Below are 21914 nucleotides of genomic sequence, written 5' to 3'. Positions count from 1 at the left end.
GGCAGGCGCTCAGCGCCCCCGCCGATGTTCTGGTGGTGAGCCGCGATGAAAGCGCCTTGGAGCAGGCGCGCAAGGGTGGGGCCATGGCGCTGCGCGAAAGCTGCGCGGGGCACAATCCGGCTCTGGCACAGGCGTTGCTGGTGCTGGACCGCAGCCGCCGCGCGCCGGTGCTGATCGTCAGTTCGGACCTGCCATGGCTCAGCGTACAGGATCTGGAGGCCATGCTCTCGCCCGGCGGCGCGGTGAGGATCGCCACCGATCTGGCGCAGCGCGGCACCAATGCGCTCTATCTGACCCAGCCCACCAGCCTGCCACTGCATTTTGGCGAGGACAGCCGCGCCGCGCATCAGGCTGCCGCGACACAAGCTGGACTGGACTGCGAGATCGTCCTGCGCCCCGGCCTCGCCCGCGACATCGATACGCCCCAGGATCTGGACATTTTGCTGCATAAAGCATGATTGACCTGATGACCGGGCGGGGCGGTTCGATGTCGCCTCGCCTTCGGTGGATATGAGGTGCAATCGGTCGTGCGCTCTGGCGAGTGATGCTTCGCAGAGCAAGGTTTGATGAAATTATGTGCAAAGGCATCAAAAATCGGGCATTTTCATGGTATCGTCACAGAGCTTCCGCATAGCGTCCTGGGGGAAGGGGCAGTTGAAACGAACGGAAGCCGGGTGTGACGATCAATCGCAGGATGTTTCTTCTCGGCACGTCGAGCGCGGCGGTTGCCGCGGCGGCCATGGCCCGCCCGGCAGGCGCGCTGCATCGCCTGGGCAAAAGTGGATCGATCAGGGATATCGAGCATGTCGTGATCCTGATGCAGGAGAACCGCTCCTTCGATCACTATTTCGGCAGTTTGCGCGGCGTGCGCGGGTTTGGCGATTCGCGCCCGGTGACCCTGCCGGGCGGCAGGCCGGTCTGGGCGCAGCGCCGCGCGGACCGCGACGGGGGCCAGATCGCCTGGCCCTTCCGGCTCGATTACAACAGTAGCAATGCGCGCTGTTTCACCGGCCTCGATCATAGCTGGAAGGACAGTCAGGCACGCTGGCGCAACTGGGACGTCTGGGCCGATCAGAAGGGGCCGCTGACCATGGCGCATCTCACCCGCGCCGATTTGCCCTATTATTACGCGCTGGCCGACCAGTTCACCATCTGCGATGCCTATCACTGCTCGCTGCAGGGGCCGACGGGGCCGAACCGCCTGTTCCATTTCACCGGCACCAGCGGGCTGAGCGTGGGCCAGGAGGGTGACCATTGCGTCACCAATGGCGGCAGCGATCCCAACCCCGGCGCCGATATGGCCCGCGACGATGACAGCGACGGCCTGCCCTGGCGCACCTATGCCGGGCGGCTGGAGGAGGCGGGCGTATCATGGAAGGTCTATCAGGAACTGGCCAATTATTCCGACAATCCGCTGGGTTATTTCCGGGAATTCCGCAAGCTGGACAAAGCCTCGTCCCGGTACAAACGCGGGCGGGCCTATGTGGACTGGATCGATGGCGTTGCGCCGGACGATCCGGAGAAAACGCAGGCTCGCCATCTGATTGCCGCCTTCGCCAAGGATGTGGCGGCGGACCGCCTGCCGCAGGTTTCGTGGATCGTGCCGATGATGCAGATGAGCGAGCATCCCGACGCGCCGGTCCCCTTCGGCGAGGTGCTGATCGGTCAGCTGGTTGCCGCGCTGGCTGCCAATCCCAAGGTCTGGGCCAAGACGGCCTTTATCCTCAATTACGACGAAAATGACGGCTTTTTCGACCATGTTCCTGCCCCCATGCCCGCCATTGCCCCGCATTATGGCGCGGGCAATGTCGATGTGCGCGGAGAGACCTGGCAGGGCGAACCGGTGGGGCTGGGGCCGCGCGTGCCGATGATGGTGATCTCGCCCTGGACGCGCGGTGGCTGGGTCAATTCGCAGCTGTTCGACCATACCTCGGTGCTGCGTTTTCTGGAGCAGCGCTTCGGCGTGGCCGAGCCGAACATTTCGCCATGGCGGCGCGCGATCTGCGGCGATCTGACGTCCATCTTCGATTTTGATGTGCCGGCTGAGGCGCGGCGCGATACAAGCTGGCTGAAAGCGCTGCCCTCGGTGGCGGGGTACATCGCCGAGACCCGGCAGCTGTGCAAGGCTGCGCCGCCGCCGGCCATCGCCACTGCCAAAACGGTGCCGGCGCAGGAGCCCGGCACGCGCCTGGCGCGCGCGCTGCCCTATCGCTTCGCCGTCGAGCCGGTTTGGAGCGATGCGGGACTTACGCTGCATTTCATCAATGATGGCCCGGTGGGCCTGGTCTTTGGCGTGCAGGATGAGATTGCCTTTCCCGGCTGGCGCTCTTTCACCGTGGCGGCAAGATCGCGGCTGAAGGAAGACTGGCCTTTGCGCCCGGATCAGCCGCATGCTCTGGTGGTGCGGGGGCCCAACGGTTTCCAGCGCGAGTTTCGCGGCCCGGCCCATGCCGGGCAGATCGCCGCGCAGATCCTCTGGCGCGAGGATGGCAGCGGCGGAACGCTGTATCTGGCCTGTCGCGGCGCGGCGACGAACATCACCATGCATTGCGCCCATGGCGGCACGCGGGATCGGTTCGCGCTCTCCGGCACGATGCAGCGCGCCATCCCGCTGGCCGATCATCGCTGGTACGATCTGTTGCTGACCAGCGCGCAGGGCGCTCGCCTGCGTCTGGCCGGGCATGTCGAAACCGGCCGTCCCGGTGTCAGCGAGCCCGCCCCGGCCTTTCCTCATCCTGTTTGAGGCCCATTGTCATCACCGTGTTGCAGAACCGGCCTAGCCCCGCCCATCGGCGAGGAAAGGCGACATGGACGACGAGGGGACCACCACCGGCAGCCTGATCATGGAACCGCGCTTTCTGGCGCTGGCGATGATGGAGTTCTGGGAACGCTTCGCCATGGCGGGGGTGAAGTCGCTGCTGGTGCTGATGCTGGTCGATCAGGTGCTGGCCGGAGACCTTGGCCGCGTGGCTGGGGCCACGACGCTGCATATGGCGGTCGCCGCGCTGCTGGGGCCCGTCTCCACAACCGGTTTCGCCTCGCAGCTTTATGGCTGCGCCAATGCGTTGATCTATCTTTCCATCCCGCTGGGAGGGCTGGTGGGCGATCTGGGCGGAAGCCGCCGCCTGCTGGTGTTGGGCGGCGGAGGCGGCATGTTGCTGGGCCTGATGCTGATGCTGGAGCGCGGCAGCTTTCTGATCGGCCTGATCCCTTTCGCGCTCGGCACCGGCCTGCTGAAGGGCAATCTCTCCGCGCAGCTTGGCATGCTGTTTGCCGATGAGGCGCGGCGGCGGCGGGCCTACACCGCCTATCTCGGCTTTCTCAATGCGGGCACGATCGGCGGCCCTTTGGTGTGCGGCGGGCTGGCGTTGTTGCATGGGCCGCTCTGGGGTCTTGGCGCGGCGGCGGCGGGGCTGGCCATCGGGCTGGCCTGCTATGCGCGCGGCGGCGCGGAGATCGTGCGGGCCCCGGCGGCGATGGCGCGGCCGGCGCCATCGGGCGCTTCTCCGGCCGTGGGCCTGCTGGTCGTCGCGCTGGCCGCCGTCTATCTCTGCTTTGCCGCTTACGAGCAGCTCAACAACATCTTCCTGATCTGGGCGCGGGCGCATCTCGATCTGCGGTTGGGGGGCTGGGCGATGCCGGTGGCGTGGTTTCTCTCGCTGGATGGCGCGTTCACGCTGGCATTGATTGGCCTGTCGCAAGGGGCGACGCGCGCGCTGGAGAGGCGCGGGCGCGGCATCAGCGCCAGCGTGCAGGTGTTGCTGGGCGGGCTGTGCTGCATGGCGGGCTATCTGATCCTGACCATCGGCAGCGTGGAAGGTCCATCGCTGCCGCTGTTCTGGGCCATTGCTTATGTGCTGCTCATCGATGCGGCGATCGTGCTGATCTGGCCCTCGGGCCTCAGCCTGATCGCCGGGGCCGCCCCGCAACGCCGGGTCGGCTTCTGGATGGGGCTGTTCTATCTCCACGGCTTCTTCGCCAACCTCTGGGTTGGCTTCAGCGGGGCCTATTACGACAGGATCGGCGCCCCCGCCTTCTGGCTGCTGCATGCCGGGGTGGCGGGATGCGGCGCCTTGCTGATGCTGGTGGCCGGGCTGCCGCTGGTGGGGGAAGCCCGCCGCCGTCAGGCGATCACCACCTCGGCGTGAGCGAAGGCGCGGGCGTAATCCTCCGCCAGCGGCCGGTCGGTGACGAGGATGTCGACATCCGTGAGCTCCGCCGTCTGGATCAGCGCATAACGCCCGATCTTCGAGGCATCGGCGGCCAGCAGCACGCGTTTCGATGTGGCATAGGCGATCCGGCTCATGGCGGCCTCGCCGGGATGGAAGTCCATCAGGCCCCGCTCGATGCTGATCCCGCCCACCGAAAGGATCGCCAGATGCGGCGTAAAGCCGCGCACATAATCCTGCGCCACATGGTCTGAAAAGGCGCGATAATCGTAATCCATCTGCCCGGCGGCGAGGAACAGCTTGTTGTTGTTGATGCCGCCCAGATCGCTGGCCACCTGCAGCGAATTGGTGATCACCGTCAGGGCGCGCCTTTCGACCAGCTGGCGCGCGATAAAACAGCTGGTGGTGCCGGAATCGATGAAGACGATCGCGCCATCATCCACCAGCTCCGCCGCGGCGCGGGCGATGCGCAGCTTGGCGTCGGCATTTTCCTCCATGCGCTGGTTGAGCGGCCCTTCATGCACCTGCGTGGCCAGACGCGCCCCGCCATGCTCGCGGATGATGACGCCCTGTTCCTCCAGCGCGCGCAGCTCGCGGCGGATCGTCTCGTCCGAGACGGCCAGATCGCCGGCCAGCGCCATCACCGACAGGGTCCGCCCGCTGCGCATCCGCGCGATGATTTCGCGCTGACGCTGTGATCGCTTTTCGATTGTGGCCTCCATCGCTTGTCGCCGGTTGGGTGTTTGCCCGGCGCTGTATGCTTTTGCAATCGCGGGCCGCCCTCGAAGGATCGGCCCGCAGCCGATCTTTAAAAACCGATCCGCGCCGTCAGGCGGACGGAACGCGGGTTCTGGTAATTGACCGGGATGCGGTAATCGGGGTTGACCGATCCGTCGCCCTGCTCGCCGAAATTGTTGTAGGCGGTGACCGACTGGCTGTTGAACAGGTTGAACACATCGAGCCGGATCGAGGCATCCACCCCGCGCGGCAGCGGCAGATGGGCCACCGCGCTGATGTCGAACTGGGTCAGCCAGTCGCCCATGAAGGCGGTGCCGCGCGGGATCAGCTGGCCCTGACAGTAATAGCCATAGCCGTGATAGGTGTTGGCATAGGCATCCACACTGAGCGGCACCGCGCCGATGCAGCTGTAATGGGCGGCGGATTGCACGATGGCATTGCCGCCCAGATCGAGGAAGGAGAACAGGCGGTAGCTGCCATAGGCCTTGAAGCTGTGGCGGCGGTCGCTGGGCAGATAGCCATAGGCGCCGTTGACGAAGCCGGGCGAGTCGAAATCGGCGCTGCGGTTGATCGAGGCCTGACCGTTCTCGGACCGCACGCCGCCCTCGTAATTGCCCTTGTTGAAGGAGAGGGTGTAGGAGGCCGAAAGGCTCCACTTCTGGTCGAAGCTGCGGTCGAAGGTCAGGGTCAGCGCATTGTAGTGGCGGCTGGGGTTGGGATAGCCCAGATCGGCGGCTTTCAGCGTTACCACCGGGGTCGAGCCATCGGGCAGCTTGTTGAGCTGCACCGTCACGTCCTTGCCCGGATTGGCGATGACGAACTGGTTGCCGCCCGAGAAGGTGGAGGTGCAGGCCGCCACCGACATGCCCCGCCCGATGCAATATTTGCGCGCCGCCAGATCGATCGACATATCCTCGATCACATTGGTCAGCTCGCGATGGGTGAAGCTGGCGCCGATGCGGATGCGGTCGCCGAACTGATGCTGCACGCCGATGATGAACTCATTGTCGGACTGCGGCTTGATGTTGGTGGCGATGGTGCCCGCAGGATTGAAGGCCGAGCCATCCGCCGAAACCTCGCAATTGGCGATGCCGGTGTCGGGGCAGGCCTTGGTGTTGGCCACATTGAGCAGCGGTGTGCCCGCGACCGGAATGTTGTTGGCACCAAGGCCATTGAAGCGGTTGTAGCGCGTGTAGGTGACCAGACTGCCCGCGACGTTCAGATTGATGTCGCCCGCCATCGGCAGGTAATATTTGGAATAGGAGCCGAAGATCTTCGTCCGCCCGTCGCCCGCCGGATCGAAGGAGGCGCCGACACGCGGCGCCCACTGGTTGCCCGATGAGAAGAAGGACTTGCCGTTCACGCCCTGATTGCTGAAGCGGTCGTTGCGCAGCCCCAGATCCAGCCGCAGGCGGTTGTCGAAGAGCGACCACTGGTCCTGAATGTAAAAGGCTTCATTGCGCACATGGGCGGTGCCGTTCTGGGCATAGACGCGGGTGGTGTAATAGGTCGTGCCCACCGGCAGGCCGATGCGGTCCGCCGAATCCGCCGTGACGTTGTAGATCTTGAAGGCCCCCGCGCCGATGGTCTGGAAGGTCTGGACCTGCGTGTCGGTCTCGTGATCGTAGCCGAAGCGGATATGATGCGCGCCCGCCAGATGGAACTGCAGATCGGCATCGATGCGGTAGAAGCGGCGCGTGTCGTCGGTTTCGCTGAAAGCGTCGGTCACCTTGTTGGCGCCGATCTGGATGCCGGCGGGATCGGTGCGGTAATCGGTCACCTGCGAATTGACGGTGTCGAGCGGCAGATTGCCCGAGCGCAGCTTGTTGACGCCATAAGCGCCCGACAGTGTCAGCCAGCGGGTGAAGGTGCCGGTGTAGCGCCCCACATAGTTGATGCCGCCGGCGCGCGCATTGGTGCCGCCGGTTTCCGCGCCGCGCGTGAGGGTGGTGGTGTTCCAGTCATAGCTGCGGTTGCGGGTGTCATTGGTCGAATCGAAATAGGTGAATTCGAAATGGTGGTCGCCAGTGATGTAGCCGTCGATCTTGCCGCCCCAGAAGGGGCTGCGGTTGACGGTGCCGGTGGCGTTGCCCTGATTCTTCGCGGGGGTGAAAGAGGTGATGTCGCGGAAGTTGTAGAGGCCGTAGAAGAACAGATGGTCCTTGATGATCGGGCCGCTGGCCTGCAGGATCAGTTCTTCCCGGCTGGCGCGGGCATGGGCGTAATCGGTGGTGCGGGTCGCGGGGGAGCTGGCGCGCAGGGCGTTGGGCTCGGCCAGCGCGGTGACGCTGGCGTGGAACTGGTTCGAGCCCGATTTGGTGGTGGCCACCACATAGCCGCCCGTCGCGCGGCCGAATTCGGCGGGGGCGCCACCCGTCTTGACCTCGACGGTCTGGTAGAAGTCGAAGGGCACTTCGGTGGGCTGGCCGCCGGATACGAAATCGGTAACGTTCAGGCCGTTGATGTAGAAGGCGTTCTCGGTAAAGGCCGCGCCGCCGATCGAGACCTGATTGGCAAAGCCGGCATTCGAGGGCGAGGAACCCTGCACCGTGCCCGGCGTCAGCAGCATTACATCGCGCAGCGAGCGTCCGATGGGCACATGCTGGGTCAGCGTGCCCAGATTGATCGTGCTGCCGATCGTGGTGTCCTGAAAATCGGCGACGCGCTGGCGCGAGCCCTTCACCACGATGTCGCCGCCATGCGCGGCGGGAGCCAGGCGGAAGCTGTTGGCGCCGCCGGTCTCGCGCGTCAGGGCAATGCTGCGCTCGCTGTAGGTCGCGAAGCCTTCGGCCGCGATGGTGACGTCGTAATTGCCCGGCGAGAGCTGCGGGATCGTATAGGCGCCCGTGCCATCGGTCTTCACACTGCGGCTGACGCCACGGTCGGAAGAGGTGATCTTCACCTCGGCATTGGCGATGGGCGCGCCATCCTGCCCGGTCACCCGGCCCGAGGCCGCGATGTTGGTGTAATCCTGCGCCTGCACGGCAGTCGTGGTGATGGCGACGGCGGACGCCGTGGTGCCGAGCATCAACAGCGCGCGCAGGGCAGCGCGCGCGCAGCGGCGCGTGGAGCGGAACATGCAGGAACCCCTTTTGGTGAAACGAGACTGGCAGGCGCGGTCCAGCCGCGTCCTGATCGCGGGGTTAGGCGATATTGGTGGAATTTTTGTGACAATCAAACATAAAACACACAAAATGACTGCGGCTTGGCATCATGGGCCTCCAAGGGGGGCGTTTGATGTGGGCGTATCCATGCTGAGGGCGGGAGAGGAGGGGAGGTTCTTGACAAGAAGTTCCTCGTGTTCGATATTTCTGTCATGACAGAAATTTCAAATGAGTCGAGCAAGCTGCCCGCCGCCGTGGAGGCCTTCGTGCTGCATTGGGGCGATCTTGGGGGGCAATGGGGCGTCAACCGCTCGGTGGCGCAGATTCAGGCGCTGTTGCTGCTGTCCGAACGCCCGCTGACCGCCGAGGACATCTCGGAAAAGCTGGGCATGGCGCGCTCCAACGTGTCGAACAGTCTGAAGGAGCTGCTCAACTGGAAGCTGGTGATGCGCGTGCCCGTGCTGGGCGACCGGCGCGATCACTATGTCGCCGAAAGCGATATGTGGCAGATGGCCAGCAAGGTGGCGCAGGGCCGCAAGCAGCGCGAGATCGATCCGATGGTCGCCGCGCTGCATGCCGCGATGGAGCATGTCGACGATCCGAAGATCAGCGCCACCGTGCGCGAGCGGCTGCACACCATGCATGATTTCGTCACCACGGTGGATGGCTGGTACAATCAGATGCTGCATGTCCCCCCGGCGCAGATCATGCGGCTGATCAAGCTGGGCTCCAAGGTGATCCATCTGCTCAAATTCGTTGGCCGCAAGGATGCGTCGCCGGGCGGAGGGGGCTGATCTCCATTTGCTCCATGATTTCTCTTTTTACAGAAATATCTAATCATTCAGGAGGACGGCAAGATGAGCATGATCCAGCGCGCCATCACCACCCCCATGCCACGATGCCCGCAACCCGCGCCTCTGGCCGATCTGCGCTTCCGCCAGCTGCTGGGCGCCGCGGCCTGGGATCGCCTGCCTGACCGGGTGCGGCACCGTTTCGGCAAAAGGCTCGGGCCCGGCCAGTCGGCCAGCTATGCCGGGCAGGTGCTGGATTGCCGCATGAGCATCGCGGGATGGCTGCTGGCGCAGGCCTGCCGTCTGATCGGCGCGCCCCTGCCGCTGGAGCGCGGCGGCGATCTGGCCGCCGTGGTCAGTGTGACCGAGGATGGCGCCAGTGGCGGTCAGGTCTGGACGCGGCTCTATGCGCGCAGGCAGGGCTTTCCGCAGGTGATCCATTCGGCCAAGCGCTTTGCCGGGCCGACCGGGCTTGAAGAATATCTCGGCCTCGGCCTCGGCTTCGGCATCGCCCTGACCGTGACGGCCGAAAATCAGGGCATCCGTTTTGCCAGCGACCATTATTTCCTGCGGCTGGGGCGCTTCAGGTTGAAGCTGCCCCGCCTGCTGGCGCCAGGCCATCTCACCATTGACCATCTGGACCGGGGCGCAGGCGCCTTTACCTTCACGCTGGCCCTGCGCCACCGCCTGCTGGGCGAGATGATGCGCCAGACCAGCCTGTTCCACGATCAGACTCACGCAGGAGACCTGCCATGACTGCAACGCTCTGGTTCTTCGTTTTCGTCCAGATGGCCATGGGCGGATCGGACACGCTCTATCACCATGAAGGCACCGAGAGGCTGGCGTGGCGCCCTTCGCAAAAGACCGAGTTGCGGCTGCATGGTGTTCGCAATCTGGCCTATGCGCTGCTGTTCGCCATGCTGGGTTGGAGCGAGCCCCACGGGCTTTTCGCCATGGCGCTGATCGCGCTGATGGCGGGCGAGCTGGTCATCACCTTGTGGGATTTCGTCGAGGAGGATCGCAGCCGCCATCTGCCCGCCACCGAGCGGGTGCTGCATACGCTGCTGACGCTCAACTATGGTGTGATCCTGGCGCTGCTGGTGCCATGGCTGTGGCATCTGGGCGCGAAGCCCACGGCTCTGGTGCCAGCCTATTACGGCTGGATCAGCGTATTGTGCGCCATGGCAGCCGTGGGCGTGATCGTCTCGGGTCTGCGCGATCTGGCGGCGGCGCGGCGTTGCGACCGGCTGGTGCGCCCAGATCCGGCAGGGCTCTGCGTTGCGCTGCCGGGGCGGCAATCGGTGCTGGTGACGGGGGGCACCGGCTTTATCGGCCAGCGGCTGGTGGCGGCGCTGGCCAGCGCCGGGCATGAGGTGATCGTGCTGAGCCGCAACCGCGCCAAGGCCATGGCCTTGGGCAACCCCATCCGCATCGTCACCGATCTGGGCCAGATCGCCGCCACGGCGCGCATCGATGCCATCGTCAATCTGGCGGGCGAGCCCATCTCGGACAGCCCATGGACCCGCGCCAAGCGGCAGCGCATCCTGCGCTCGCGGCTTAAGGTGACGCGCGATGTGCTGCGGCTGATCGCAAGGCTGGAGCGCAAGCCGGTGCTGGTCAATGGCTCGGCGATGGGCTGGTATGGGCTGCGTGGCGATGAGGTGCTGACCGAGGCGGGCGACGCCCGGCCATGCTTCTCGCATGAGATTTGCGCGCGTTGGGAAAAGGCGGCGCTGAAGGCCGAAGCACTGGGCGTACGCACCGTGCTGCTGCGCACCGGGCTGGTGCTGGACCGCGAGGGGGGCATGCTGGCGCGGCTGCTCACGCCGTTCGAATTCGGGTTGGGCGGGCGTTTCGGCACGGGCCGTCACTGGATGAGCTGGATCCACCGTGACGATATGGTGCGACTGATCATTCATGCCATCGCCACGCCGGCGCTGCGCGGCCCGCTCAACGCCACCGCGCCCGAGCCCGTGACCAACCGCCGCTTCACGCAGGCTCTGGCAGCGGCGTTGCACCGCCCGGCGCTGATCCCTGTTCCGGCCTGGCCGCTGCGGCTGGTGCTGGGGGATTTTGCCGAGGAGCTGCTGCTTTCGGGGCAGCGTGTCGTGCCGCAGGCCGCGCTGACCAGCGGCTTCCGCTTCGATTACCCGACGATCGATGCAGCCCTGCGGGAGATCGTCGGCGCCCATCGGGCCGGGTGACGCAACGATCCCCGCAGCCGTGGTCGGCTGCGGGGATCACGCTTGTCAACAAACAGACGTCAGAACTTGACGCCGGCCGTCACACGGAAGGAGCGGCCCATGATGGCATCGTAATAACGCGCATAATCCAGCCCGCTGTAAGGGAAGGGCAGGCCGCGGTTGAAGACGTTGTTCACCAGGAAGCGGAAGTTGATGTTCTTGGTGGCATCCACGCCAATCGATGTGTTGAAGGTCACATAGGCATGGATGGTGGGATACTGGTAATCAGAATCGGGCGAGTCGGGATTGACCTTGGATGATCCGTAATAGATCCCCTGCACCATCCAGTTGAAGGACTTTCGCGTGTAATTCGCCGTGGCGGTGAAGGTGTTGGCGGGGTTCTGCGACAGGCCCAGCTTATGCTGCAGATCGCCCTCGCCGACGCGGTAATAATGCCGGAAGGTATGCAGGTAGTTGACGTTCAGATCCAGCATGCCCGCCGACGAGGAGAGGCCCAGCCGTTCCAGCGGCAGATGGTATTTCAGATTGCCCTGCAGGGCGCGGAAGGTTTCCTGGCCGATGTTGAAATTGCCTGCCGCGAAACTGGTCACCTGGCTCGAGCTGTCACGCGTGAAGGTGCGGCAGAAGGGGCTGGAGAGCGAGGAATCGTAACAGGCCGACATCAGATCGGTCAGGCTCAGGCTGGCGATTTCGTTGCGGATGTCGATATTGACATAGTCGGCGCTGATTTCCAGCCCGGGCAGCTGCTTGGGCTGCAACACGCCGCCCAGCGTCCAGCTGTTGGCGGTTTCATTCTGAAGGTTCGGATTGCCGCCTGTGGTGCCCTTGGCGGTGGCATCCACCACATTGGAGGTGAAATTCGCGGGAACGCCGGCCGCGGCGCAATTGGCCGCGCGCGCGGCGGGGTTGTTGCCCTGAGCGATAAAGCGCTGATCGCAGGGGTCATTGGCCAGTTCGAAGGTCGAACCGTTCGGCGCGAAGAGCTCGGTGATGGCCGGCGCGCGGAACGAACGCGTGAAATTGCCGCGCAGGGTGAAGCCCTTCACCGGAGCATAGGTGCCGCCGCCCGTATAGGAGGTGAAACCGCCGGTCAGGCTGTGCTTCACGTAACGCACCGCCGCATTGAGATCGAGGCGCGAGATGAAGGGCACCTCATTGTCCGGGGCGATGACCGGCGCGTTCAGCTCGCCGAAGAACTCATTGGTATGGAATTTGCCCGAGACCTGCGTGATCGGCACCGAGCCGCCATATTCGAGGTAGCTGCCATCGCTCTGCAATTCGCCCCGGAAGAAAGCGCCGGGATCGAAAAACGCGCTTTCGCGGCGGTATTCATAGCCCACCACGCCCTTGGCATAGCCACCGGGCAGTTTGATGAGATCGCCCTTCACATCGGCCTGCACATCCAGCTGTGAATTGACCTGATGGGTATAGGCATTGGCGGTGATGTAGTTCAGCGCCGCCTGGCTGGCATTGCCAAGGCCGAAGATGTTGAGCGGCGCGCAGGTGCTGCTGATCGTGGGATAGTTGGCGCTGGTGTAGCCCGGCGCGCAGGTGATCTGCCCGCTGGCGTTGGTGACGGCGTTGAGCGCATTGTAGAAATTCTGGTTCACCAGCTCGCGCGAGGCGGTCGAGCTGGTGGAGCGGCCGTAATTGACCGTCACATCCCAGCCGAAATTGCGCTCTCCCGCGTTGAAGTCGCCGGTCAGCCCGCCCACGAAACGCATCAGATCGGTGCGCGTGCGGTAGAAGCCGGAGGACAGATCGGTGTTGGCGCGCGTCAGATAGAACGTGTCTGTCGGCATGCCATTGGCGGCCAGATTGCTGATGATCGTCTGGCGATCGGCGGCGGAGAGATAGGGATTGGCGGTGCTGAGGATCAAATTGCCGTTGGTTTCACCCGCGCTGTTGAACTGGGCGGTGTTGTAATAGGGCTGCCCCGCCGTATTGGAGGCATAGTTGCGCCCCAGCCACACTTCGCCGTTGAAATGAATATGATCGGTGAAGTCAAAATGGCCCAGCAGCGTGCCTTGCAGGCGTTCGCTGTCGTTGAGGAAATTATCGTAATTGCCGATGGCGAAGCCGCTGCCTCCGGCCTGAACCACCCCGCTCCCGGTCAATTGCCCGTTGATGAAAGGCGTCAACTGCCCGGCATTGTTGAAATAGAGGGCCTGCCCCGCCGCATTGCTGATCCCGGCATAGGGCTGCCCCTTGTAGATCGGAATGTCATCGGCAAACAGCGGGATGCCGGTGTTGGTGAAGAGGTTATAGTGCAGTCCGCCATAATAGAGCTGATGCGTATAGCTGTTCCCGGGCAGCGCGGTGCCGGTGAAAGGCTTGGTGCCGCCGATCAGGCTGGAGCGATCGGCATAGGTCATGCCATCCTGGCGATCGTAGAAGACGCTGACGGCAATATTGCCGCGCCCATCGGCGAAATTCTTGCCCGCCAGCAGCGAAGCGTTGAAGTCATGCCCGTCGCCCTTGCCGGAAATACCCTGCGAGGCATTGACTGAAAAACCCTGATAGTTCTTCTTCAGGATGACGTTGACTGTGCCGGCGATGGCGTCCGAACCATAGATCGGCGCGCCGCCCACCGAGACGACCTCGACCCGGTCCACCAGAGCGGGCGCGATCTGCGAGAGATCGACCGGAGAGCCTGCCACCGCGCCGAAGATCGAGCTGCTGGCGGGGCTGACGAAACGGTTGCCGTTGACCAGCGTCAAGGTGCGCTGCGAGCCCAGATCATAGAGGTTGGCGAAGGTCTGGCCCGCGCCGAAAGAGCCTGAGGCGGTGCCCACCGGGCCCGCGCCCGGCGTGCTGAAGGCGGGTTGATCGAGCAGGGCCATGCCCAGATTGGTGAAGCCGCGCTTGGCGATATCCTCACCCGTGACCCGGGTGATCGGCTGCGCGGTGATGACCGTGGTGGCGATGCGCGATCCGGTCACGACGATGGTGCTGGCCTCGGCCTTATCCTCGTCGGCATGGTCGGAGGGGGTGGTCTGCGCCATGGCGATGCCCGCAGGCATCAGGCTGCAAAGAGCCGCGCCGATCAGCAGCTTCAACTGGAGGGAATGCGCCCCTTGTTTGGGTTCTCTCATGATCAGGTCCCTGTTTTGTGCCGCCCGATGCGCCCCAGGCGGCGTTGCTTCTCATCGCCTTGCTGGCGACTACTGACATTAGTGTAAGTAAGGATCGCCATGTCAAGGGGCGGTGTGGCGTAAGTGGTGAAAATCCATCACTATTTAGGAATTAAATAGGTTGCCGGATGTCGGGTTTAAACAATAATTAACCCGTCTTTCTGTGCGATCATCCAGCGACTGAGCGCCCGCTTTTCGGACATGGAGAGGCGGCGGCCTTCAGGCTCGCACCCCGGAACAATGGGCGGTTATCGCCTCTCGGAAGGCCTGCGTTCACGCGGGGCGATGGGCGCCGTGTGTCCACGCGCGCAGGCTTCGGGGCCGCCGTCCTCTCGCCTTGAATTTTCACCTTGGCGCAAATCTTCAAGCAGATCGGCGCGGATATCCGAGCGGGCCGGGCGATTGGCGCGCAAGCTGCCTCCCACGGATAACCGAGACCATCTCGCAGAGGATCTGAACATGGCAACCACCGTTTCTCTCGACGTCACAGCCGCGCCTTTTTTCGGCGGGCAGCTGGCTGAGGCCGATCCCGTCGTCGATGCCGCGATCAACGCCGAGCTGGGCCGCCAGCGCGACAAGCTGGAGCTGATCGCTTCGGAAAACATCGTCTCGACCGCCGTGCTTCAGGCGCAGGGCTCGGTGCTGACCAACAAATATGCCGAGGGCTATCCCGGCAAGCGCTATTACGGCGGCTGCGAGCATGTCGATGTCACCGAACAGCTCGCCATCGATCGCGCCTGTCGCCTGTTCGGCGCGCAATTCGCCAATGTTCAGCCGCATTCAGGCGCTCAGGCCAATATGGCGGTGCAATATGCCCTGCTCCAGCCCGGCGACACGCTGCTGGGCATGAGCCTGGCCCATGGCGGCCACCTGACCCATGGCGCCGCGCCCACCTTCTCGGGCAAGTGGCTCAACGCCGTGCAATATGGCGTGCGTGAGGATGACCAGCGTATCGATTACGATGCTGTCGCCGCGCTGGCGCAGGAGTATCACCCCAAGCTGATCATCGCGGGCGGTTCGGCCTATCCGCGCCAGATCGATTTCAGGCGCTTCCGCGAGATCGCGGATTCGGTCGATGCCAAGCTGATGGTCGATATGGCGCATTTCTCGGGTCTGGTGGCCGGTGGCCAGCATCCCAACCCGATCGAACACGCCCATGTCGTCACCTCCACCACGCATAAGACGCTGCGTGGTCCGCGTGGCGGCCTGATCCTGACCAATGAGGAGGCGCTGGCCAAGAAGTTCAACTCGGCGATCTTCCCCGGCATTCAGGGCGGCCCGCTGGAGCATGTGATCGCCGCCAAGGCCGTGGCCTTCGGCGAGGCGCTGCGCCCCGATTTCGCCGACTATGCCCGCCGCGTGATCGAGAACGCCAAGACCCTTGCCGCCGTGCTGGAGCGCAATGGCTACAAGATCGTCTCGGGCGGCACGGACACCCATGTCGTGCTGGTCGATCTGCGGCCCAAGGGGTTGACCGGCAAGCTGGCCGAGCATGTCCTCGATGAGGCGGGCATCACCTGCAACAAGAACGGCATCCCCTTCGATCCGGAGAAACCTTTCGTGACATCTGGCATCCGTCTGGGTTCGGGCGCGCTCACCACGCGCGGCTTCGATGCGGCGGCCTTCGAGGAAGTCGGCCATCTGATCAACCGCATCCTCGATGCCGCCTCGCAGGGCGAGGTGCCCGATGCGCTGATCCGCGAGGTCCGCTCCGAGGTGGTCGCGCTCTGCGCCCGCTATCCGATCTACGACACCGCGCGCGGCTGAGCCGCTTTTCGAAGGTACGCTCCCATGCAGCGCTTTTCCGCACTCTCCCTTCTGCGCCACGGGCTTGGCCGCCATCAGGGGTGGAAACCCCAATGGCGCAATGCCCAGCCCAAGCCCGGCTATGACGCCATCATCGTCGGTGGCGGCGGGCATGGCCTTGGCGCGGCCTATTACCTTGCCAAGGTCCATGGCATCACCAATGTGGCCGTGCTGGAAAAGGGCTGGATCGGGGGCGGCAACACGGGCCGCAACACCACCATCATCCGCTCCAACTACCTCTTCGATGAGAGCGCGGCGCTCTACGATCACGCGCTCCAGCTGTGGGAGGGGTTGAGCCAGGAGCTGAACTACAATGTGATGTTCTCCCAGCGCGGCGTGATGATGCTGGCGCATAACATCCATGACATTCAGGTGTTCAAGCGCCACGTCCATGCCAACCGCATCAATGGCGTCGACAATGAATGGCTGACGCCCGAGCAGGCGCAGGAATTCTGCCCCTCGCTCAACATCGATCCCAATGTGCGCTATCCGGTGCTGGGCGCGGCGCTGCAGCGTCGCGGCGGCACGGCGCGCCATGACGCTGTGGCCTGGGGCTATGCCCGCGCCGCCGATGCGCTGGGCGTCGACATCATCGAGAATTGCGAGGTCACCGGCATCCGCCGCGACGCCAATGGCGCGGTGCTGGGCGTGGAGACCACGCGCGGCTTTATTGGCTCGCGCAAGGTCGGCGTCTCGGCGGCGGGCCATACCAGCGTGGTGATGGGCATGGCCGATGTGCGCCTGCCGCTCGAAAGCTATCCGCTTCAGGCGCTGGTGTCGGAACCGGTCAAGCCGATCTTCCCCTGCGTGGTGATGTCCAACACCATCCACGCCTATATGAGCCAGTCAGACAAGGGCGAACTGGTGATCGGCGCCGGCACGGATATCTACACCAGCTACACCCAGCGCGGCGGGCTTCACATCGCCACCCACACGCTGGAGGCGATCTGCGAGCTGTTCCCCCAGTTCCGTCGCATGCGCATGCTGCGCAACTGGGGCGGCATCGTGGACGTGACGCCGGACCGCTCGCCGATCATCGCCAAGACGCCGGTGAAGGGGCTTTACGTCAATTGCGGCTGGGGCACGGGCGGCTTCAAGGCCACGCCGGGCGCCGCCCATCTCTTCGCGCACACCATCGCGAAGGACGAGCCGCATCCGATCAACGCTCCCTACACGATCGAGCGTTTCCGCGATGGATTCATGATCGACGAAGCCGCCGCCGCGGCCGTCGCGCACTAAGGCAGACCGCCATGCTGATCATCAACTGCCCCTATTGCGGGGCCCGTCCCGAGCTTGAATTCGCCTATGGCGGCCAGGCCCACATCGACCGCCCGGTGCAGCCCGCCGACCTCAACGACGAGGACTGGACCGGCTATCTCTACCTGCGTGAGAACACCAAGGGCATCCATGCCGAGCGTTGGCGCCACCTTCACGGCTGCGCCCGCTTCTTCAACGCCCTGCGCGACACGCGCACTGATCATTTCCTCGCCACCTACAAGGTGGGCGAGAAGGCTCCCGAGGTGACACGGCCATGAGCAAGCAATTCCGCATCAAGGGCACGGGCCGCGTCGATCCGTCCCGCCCCATCAACTTCACCTTCGACGGCAAGAGCTACACCGGCCATCAGGGTGACACGCTGGCCTCGGCGCTGCTGGCCAATGGCGTGCATCTGGTGGGCCGCTCGTTCAAATATCACCGCCCGCGTGGCATTCTGGGCATTGGCGCGGATGAGCCCAATGCGCTGGTCGGCATCCGCCGTGACGCCGCGCGCTACACGCCCAATCTGCTGGCCACGCAGGTGGAGCTGTATGAGGGGCTGAACGCGGTCAGCCAGAACCGCAACCCCAGCCTCGAACACGACCGGATGGAGGTCAATGACAAGTGGCTGAGCCGCTTCATCCCGGCAGGCTTCTATTACAAGACCTTCATGTGGCCCAAGAGCGCCTGGGACAAATGGTATGAGCCGCGCATCCGCGAGGCCGCCGGCCTGGGCGTGGCCCCCAGCCAGCCCGACCCCGATGTCTACACCCAGCGTTACGCCCATTGCGACGTGCTGGTGATCGGCGCGGGCCCGGCGGGTCTGGCCGCCGCGAAGGAGGCCGCCGCCACTGGCGCGCGCGTCATTCTGGCCGATGATCGCCCGGTGATGGGCGGGTCGCTGCTGGCGGCGGCGGACACCAACATCAGCGGCGAAGGCGAGGACTGGTACTCGGCAGGCGCATGGCGCAAGGAGGTGCTGGCCTTCCTTGAGAAGCAGCCCAATGTCACCCTGCTGCCGCGCACCATCGCTTTTGGCTATTACCCGCACAACTGGATCGGCCTGTGCGAAAAGCTGACCGACCATCTGGCCGTGCTGGCCAGGGGCGCCCCGCGCGAGAGGCTGTGGCAGGTGCGCGCCGCGCAGGTGGTGATCGCCACCGGCGCCATCGAGCGCCCGCTGGTCTTCCCCGAGAACGACCGCCCCGGCATCATGCTGGCCGATGCCGCGCGCACCTATCTGCAGGAATATGGCGTGGCGGTGGGCCAGAAGGTGGCCGTGGTCACCGCACATGACAGCGGTTATCGCGCCGCCCATGAGCTGAAGGCGGTGGGCGTGGACATCGCCGTGATCGCCGATATCCGTGGCCGTTCGGTGGTGTCGGATCGCGCGGTTCAGGCTGGCCTGAATGTGCTGACCGAGGCGAAGATCGAGGGCACCTCGGGCAAGCTGCGCGTCTCCTCCATCACGATGACAGCGGCGGGCATGCGCAGCAATTTCGCCTGCGACGCGGTGCTGATGGCGGGCGGCTTCACCCCCAGCGTCCACCTTTTCTCGCAGTCGCGCGGCAAGCTGGTGTGGGATAACAAGCTGCAGGCCTATCTGCCCGGCGACTCCGCCGAGGCCGAGCGCTCCGCCGGCGCCTCACGCGGGCGTTTCGCTCTGGCCGAGGCGCTGGCCGATGGCGTGGATGCCGGGCGCGAGGCGGCGCAGGCCGCCGGTTTTACGCCCGGCACGCCCGCTTTCCATCCGCAGGTGACCGTCAAGCACGCCATCGGCAGCGGCGGCTATCTGGGCGCGGCGCCGACCTCCGCCGATCTCAGCAAGGCCAAGGCCTTTGTCGACTGGCAGAATGACGTCACCGCCAAGGACATCGTGCTGGCCACGCGTGAGGGCTTCCTCTCCATCGAGCATGTGAAGCGCTACACCACCACCGGCATGGCCACCGATCAGGGCAAGCTGTCGAACATCAACGCGCTGGGCATCGTTTCGGAAGCCACGGGGCGCAGCATCCCGCAGATCGGCCTCACCACCTTCCGCACGCCTTACACGCCGATCACCTTCGGCACGCTGGCGGGCCATGCGCGCGGCATGCTCTTCGATCCGGCGCGGGTCACCGCCATCAACGACTGGGCTGTGGCGCAGGGCGCGGCCTTCGAGGATGTCGGCAACTGGAAGCGCGCGCATTACTTCCCCAAGCATGGGGAAGACCTGCATGCCGCCGTCAACCGCGAATGCCTGGGCGTGCGCAAGAGCGTGGGCATCTTCGACGCCTCCACGCTGGGGAAGATCGAGATCGTCGGGCCCGATGCCGCCGAATTCATGAACCGCTTCTTCGTCAATGCCTGGACCAAGCTGGGCGTGGGCAAGTGCCGCTATGGCGTGCTGCTGCGCGAGGATGGTTTCGTGACGGACGATGGCGTGGTGGGCCGTGTGGCCAAGGACCGCTTCCACGTCACCACCACCACGGGCGGCGCGGCGCGTGTGCTGGGCATGATGGAGGATTACCTCCAGACCGAATGGGGCGATCTGAAGGTCTGGCTCACCTCCACCACCGAGCAATGGTCGGTGATCGCGGTGCAGGGGCCCAAGGCGCGCGAGGTGATCGCGCCGCTGATCGAGGATCTGGACGTTTCCGCCGAAGCCTTCCCGCATATGAGCATCGGCGACGGCAAGATCTGCGGTGTGCCGCTGCGCCTGATGCGCGTCAGCTTCACCGGGGAGCTGGGCTTCGAGGTCAATGTGCCCAGCGGCTATGGCCGCATGGTCTGGGAAGCGATCTGGGAGCGCGGCAAGGCCTTCGACATGGTGCCCTATGGCACCGAGACGATGCACGTTCTGCGTGCCGAAAAGGGCTATATCATCGTGGGTCAGGAAACCGACGGTACGGTGACGCCCGATGACGCGGGCCTGGGCTGGGCCATCGGCAAGGCCAAGCCGGATTTCGTGGGCAAGCGTTCTCTGCAGCGCCCGGCGCTCACCGCGCCGGATCGCAAGCAACTGGTCGGCCTGATCTCCAGCGACGGGCGGACCGTGCTGGAAGAGGGGGCGCAGATCGTCGATCCTGCAGCGCCGAAGGTGCCGATCGGCCATGTCACCTCATCCTATTACAGCGCGGTGCTGGGCAAGCCGATTGCTCTGGCGCTGGTGCGCGGTGGGCGGCAGCGGCTGGGCGAAAGCCTTTATGTGCCGATGCCCGACAGCGTGATCGGCGTTCAGGTTGCTCCCACTGTTTTCTTCGATCCGGAAGGTGCCCGCGTCAATGTCTGACCTGACTCTTGTTTCGCCTGCCGCCTCCCACAAGGAGGCGGGCAGCGCCGCCGTCGCCTCGCCCTTCACGGGGCACAGCAAGGTCATCGCCCCGCTGGGCCATTTCGGGCGCGCCGTGCTGCGCGTCTCGGAAGACCTTATCGATGCGGTGAGCGAGCGTCTTGGCGTCACCCTGCCGCGCGAAGCCAACCGCTCCGCCACGCAGGATGACCTCTCCGCCCTGTGGCTGGGCCCCGACGAATGGCTGCTTATCTCCAGCGAGCCGCATGACAGCTGGGCCGCCTCGCTGCAGCAGAAGCTGGGCGATGCGCTGGTGGCGCTGGTCGATGTCAGCCACCGTCAGGTCGCGCTGGGCCTTGAAAGCCCGCATGTCGAGGATCTGCTGGCCAGCGGCTGCGCGCTCGATCTGCGCGAGGCCGCCTTCCCGGTCGGCGCCTGCACCCGCACGATGTTTGACAAGGCCGAGGTGGTGCTGTGGCGCACCGGCGCGCACAGCTTCCATATCGAGGTCTGGCGCTCCTTCGCGCGCTATGTCGAAGGGCTGCTGCGCATCGCCGAGGAAGAGGGCTGATCCATGCTGGGGGTGAGAGACCTGTTCCGCGTCGGCATCGGGCCGTCCTCATCGCATACGGTGGGTCCGATGAAGGCCGGGCACAGTTTTGCCGGGGCGTTGAAGGGGCTCTCCTTCAGCAAGGTGCAATGCGATCTGCTCGGCTCGCTGGCCTGGACGGGGGCGGGGCATGTGACCGACAAGGCGGTGGTCCTGGGCCTCGCCGGTTTCCTGCCCGACACCATCGAGCCCGAGCAGATCGACACGGTGGTGGAGGCCGCGCGCGAAACCAGGCGGCTGCGGATCGCGGGCCGGGAGATCACCTTCGACCCCGATGCCGACATCTATTTCGACCGTGGCGGCGATACGCCGGTCCACCCTAACACCCTGCGCTTCCGGGCGCTGGATGATGAGGGGGGCGAGGTGCTGGCCCAGCGCTGGTGCTCGATCGGCGGTGGCTTCATTGTGCCGGAGGACAGGGTGGGCGACGCCGCGCTGGAGGATGAGGCGCAGCCGCCTTTTCCGTTCAGCACCGGCGCCGAGCTGCTGGAGATCTGCGATAAGAACGGCCTCACCATTCCCGAGGTGATGCGTGCCAATGAATATGCCAGGATCTCTCCGGCGGAACTGGACGACTATCTCGACCGTGTGATCGCGGTGATGATGACCTGCATCGACCGGGGCATGAGCACTGACGGCATTCTGCCCGGACGCCTGAAGGTGCCGCGTCGCGCGATGAAGCTGCGGCAGAAGCTGGACGGGGATCGTTTCCGCAACAGGCAGGCGCCGCACAACATCATGGACCACATCAGCCTCTTCGCCATCGCGGTGAACGAGGAGAATGCGGCGGGCGGCAAGATCGTCACCGCGCCCACCAATGGCGCGGCGGG

Annotated in this window: 15 protein-coding genes; 12 read left to right on the top strand and 3 right to left on the bottom strand. The window is 64.9% G+C overall.

From position 1 onward, the window contains the following. The 3 genes from cofC to SR3_RS27285 form a co-directional block, all read left to right on the top strand. On the top strand, positions 1–458 hold a 458-nt coding region (gene cofC / locus SR3_RS27295; RefSeq protein WP_068093522.1), incomplete at its 5' end, for a 2-phospho-L-lactate guanylyltransferase. A gap of 218 nt (positions 459–676) precedes the next feature. Beyond that, a complete protein-coding gene (locus SR3_RS27290) occupies positions 677–2743 on the top strand; it encodes a phosphocholine-specific phospholipase C (protein WP_068093519.1) in 2067 nt (688 codons plus the stop codon). A 64-nt stretch (positions 2744–2807) separates the two neighbouring features. After that, positions 2808–4148: a POT-type proton-dependent oligopeptide transporter gene (locus SR3_RS27285; RefSeq protein WP_068093515.1), complete on the top strand. Its 1341-nt coding sequence runs from the start codon at positions 2808–2810 to the stop codon at positions 4146–4148. On the opposite strand, the gene SR3_RS27280 is transcribed toward SR3_RS27285, so the two are convergent. Together SR3_RS27280 and SR3_RS27275 are read right to left on the bottom strand one after the other, a co-directional pair. Then, positions 4124–4891: a DeoR/GlpR family DNA-binding transcription regulator gene (locus SR3_RS27280; protein WP_068093512.1), complete on the bottom strand. Its 768-nt coding sequence runs from the start codon at positions 4889–4891 to the stop codon at positions 4124–4126. The two genes, SR3_RS27285 and SR3_RS27280, sit on opposite strands and share 25 nt — an antisense overlap. 86 nt (positions 4892–4977) lie before the next feature. Next, a complete protein-coding gene (locus SR3_RS27275) occupies positions 4978–7986 on the bottom strand; it encodes a TonB-dependent receptor (RefSeq protein WP_068093509.1) in 3009 nt (1002 codons plus the stop codon). 237 nt (positions 7987–8223) lie between these two features. Between SR3_RS27275 and SR3_RS27270 the strand changes: the two genes are divergently transcribed. The 3 genes from SR3_RS27270 to SR3_RS27260 all read left to right on the top strand — a co-directional run bounded on the left by SR3_RS27270 (position 8224) and on the right by SR3_RS27260 (position 11006). Then, the gene (locus SR3_RS27270) at positions 8224–8805 is read left to right on the top strand and encodes a GbsR/MarR family transcriptional regulator (protein WP_068093529.1); all 582 of its coding nucleotides are present in this window, start codon (positions 8224–8226) and stop codon (positions 8803–8805) included. 63 nt (positions 8806–8868) lie between these two features. Further along, the gene (locus tag SR3_RS27265; protein WP_245654125.1) at positions 8869–9558 is read left to right on the top strand and encodes a DUF4166 domain-containing protein; all 690 of its coding nucleotides are present in this window, start codon (positions 8869–8871) and stop codon (positions 9556–9558) included. Next, positions 9555–11006, top strand: a complete 1452-nt coding sequence (locus tag SR3_RS27260) for a TIGR01777 family oxidoreductase (protein ID WP_068093507.1) — start codon at positions 9555–9557, stop codon at positions 11004–11006. The genes SR3_RS27265 and SR3_RS27260 overlap by 4 nt, the downstream gene beginning before the upstream one ends. Before the next feature lie 59 nt (positions 11007–11065). Here SR3_RS27260 and SR3_RS27255 read toward each other — a convergent pair whose 3' ends face one another. Continuing rightward, positions 11066–14101: a TonB-dependent receptor domain-containing protein gene (locus SR3_RS27255; RefSeq protein ID WP_068093504.1), complete on the bottom strand. Its 3036-nt coding sequence runs from the start codon at positions 14099–14101 to the stop codon at positions 11066–11068. 498 nt (positions 14102–14599) lie between these two features. Here SR3_RS27255 and glyA point away from each other — a divergent pair, with 498 nt between their 5' ends. The 6 genes from glyA to SR3_RS27225 form a co-directional block, all read left to right on the top strand. After that, entirely contained in the window at positions 14600–15907 is a 1308-nt protein-coding gene (gene glyA / locus SR3_RS27250; protein WP_068093525.1) for a serine hydroxymethyltransferase, read from the top strand. A gap of 24 nt (positions 15908–15931) precedes the next feature. After that, the gene (locus SR3_RS27245; RefSeq protein ID WP_068093503.1) at positions 15932–17185 is read left to right on the top strand and encodes a sarcosine oxidase subunit beta family protein; all 1254 of its coding nucleotides are present in this window, start codon (positions 15932–15934) and stop codon (positions 17183–17185) included. An 11-nt stretch (positions 17186–17196) separates the two neighbouring features. After that, positions 17197–17481: a sarcosine oxidase subunit delta gene (locus tag SR3_RS27240; RefSeq protein WP_068093502.1), complete on the top strand. Its 285-nt coding sequence runs from the start codon at positions 17197–17199 to the stop codon at positions 17479–17481. Beyond that, positions 17478–20474, top strand: coding sequence for a sarcosine oxidase subunit alpha family protein (locus SR3_RS27235; protein ID WP_068093500.1), 2997 nt, complete (start codon positions 17478–17480; stop codon positions 20472–20474). Before SR3_RS27240 ends, SR3_RS27235 begins: the two co-directional genes overlap by 4 nt. Beyond that, positions 20467–21045 (top strand): sarcosine oxidase subunit gamma, encoded by a 579-nt coding sequence (locus SR3_RS27230; protein WP_084455966.1) that lies wholly within the window; start codon positions 20467–20469, stop codon positions 21043–21045. The genes SR3_RS27235 and SR3_RS27230 overlap by 8 nt, the downstream gene beginning before the upstream one ends. A gap of 3 nt (positions 21046–21048) precedes the next feature. Continuing rightward, a partial coding sequence (locus tag SR3_RS27225) for a serine dehydratase beta chain (protein ID WP_174549207.1) occupies positions 21049–21914 on the top strand: 866 nt, incomplete at its 3' end.

Origin of the sequence: Novosphingobium rosa NBRC 15208, from assembly GCF_001598555.1 — a bacterium.
Lineage (GTDB): Bacteria > Pseudomonadota > Alphaproteobacteria > Sphingomonadales > Sphingomonadaceae > Novosphingobium > Novosphingobium rosa.
This window is presented reverse-complemented; position numbering and strand designations above follow the sequence as displayed.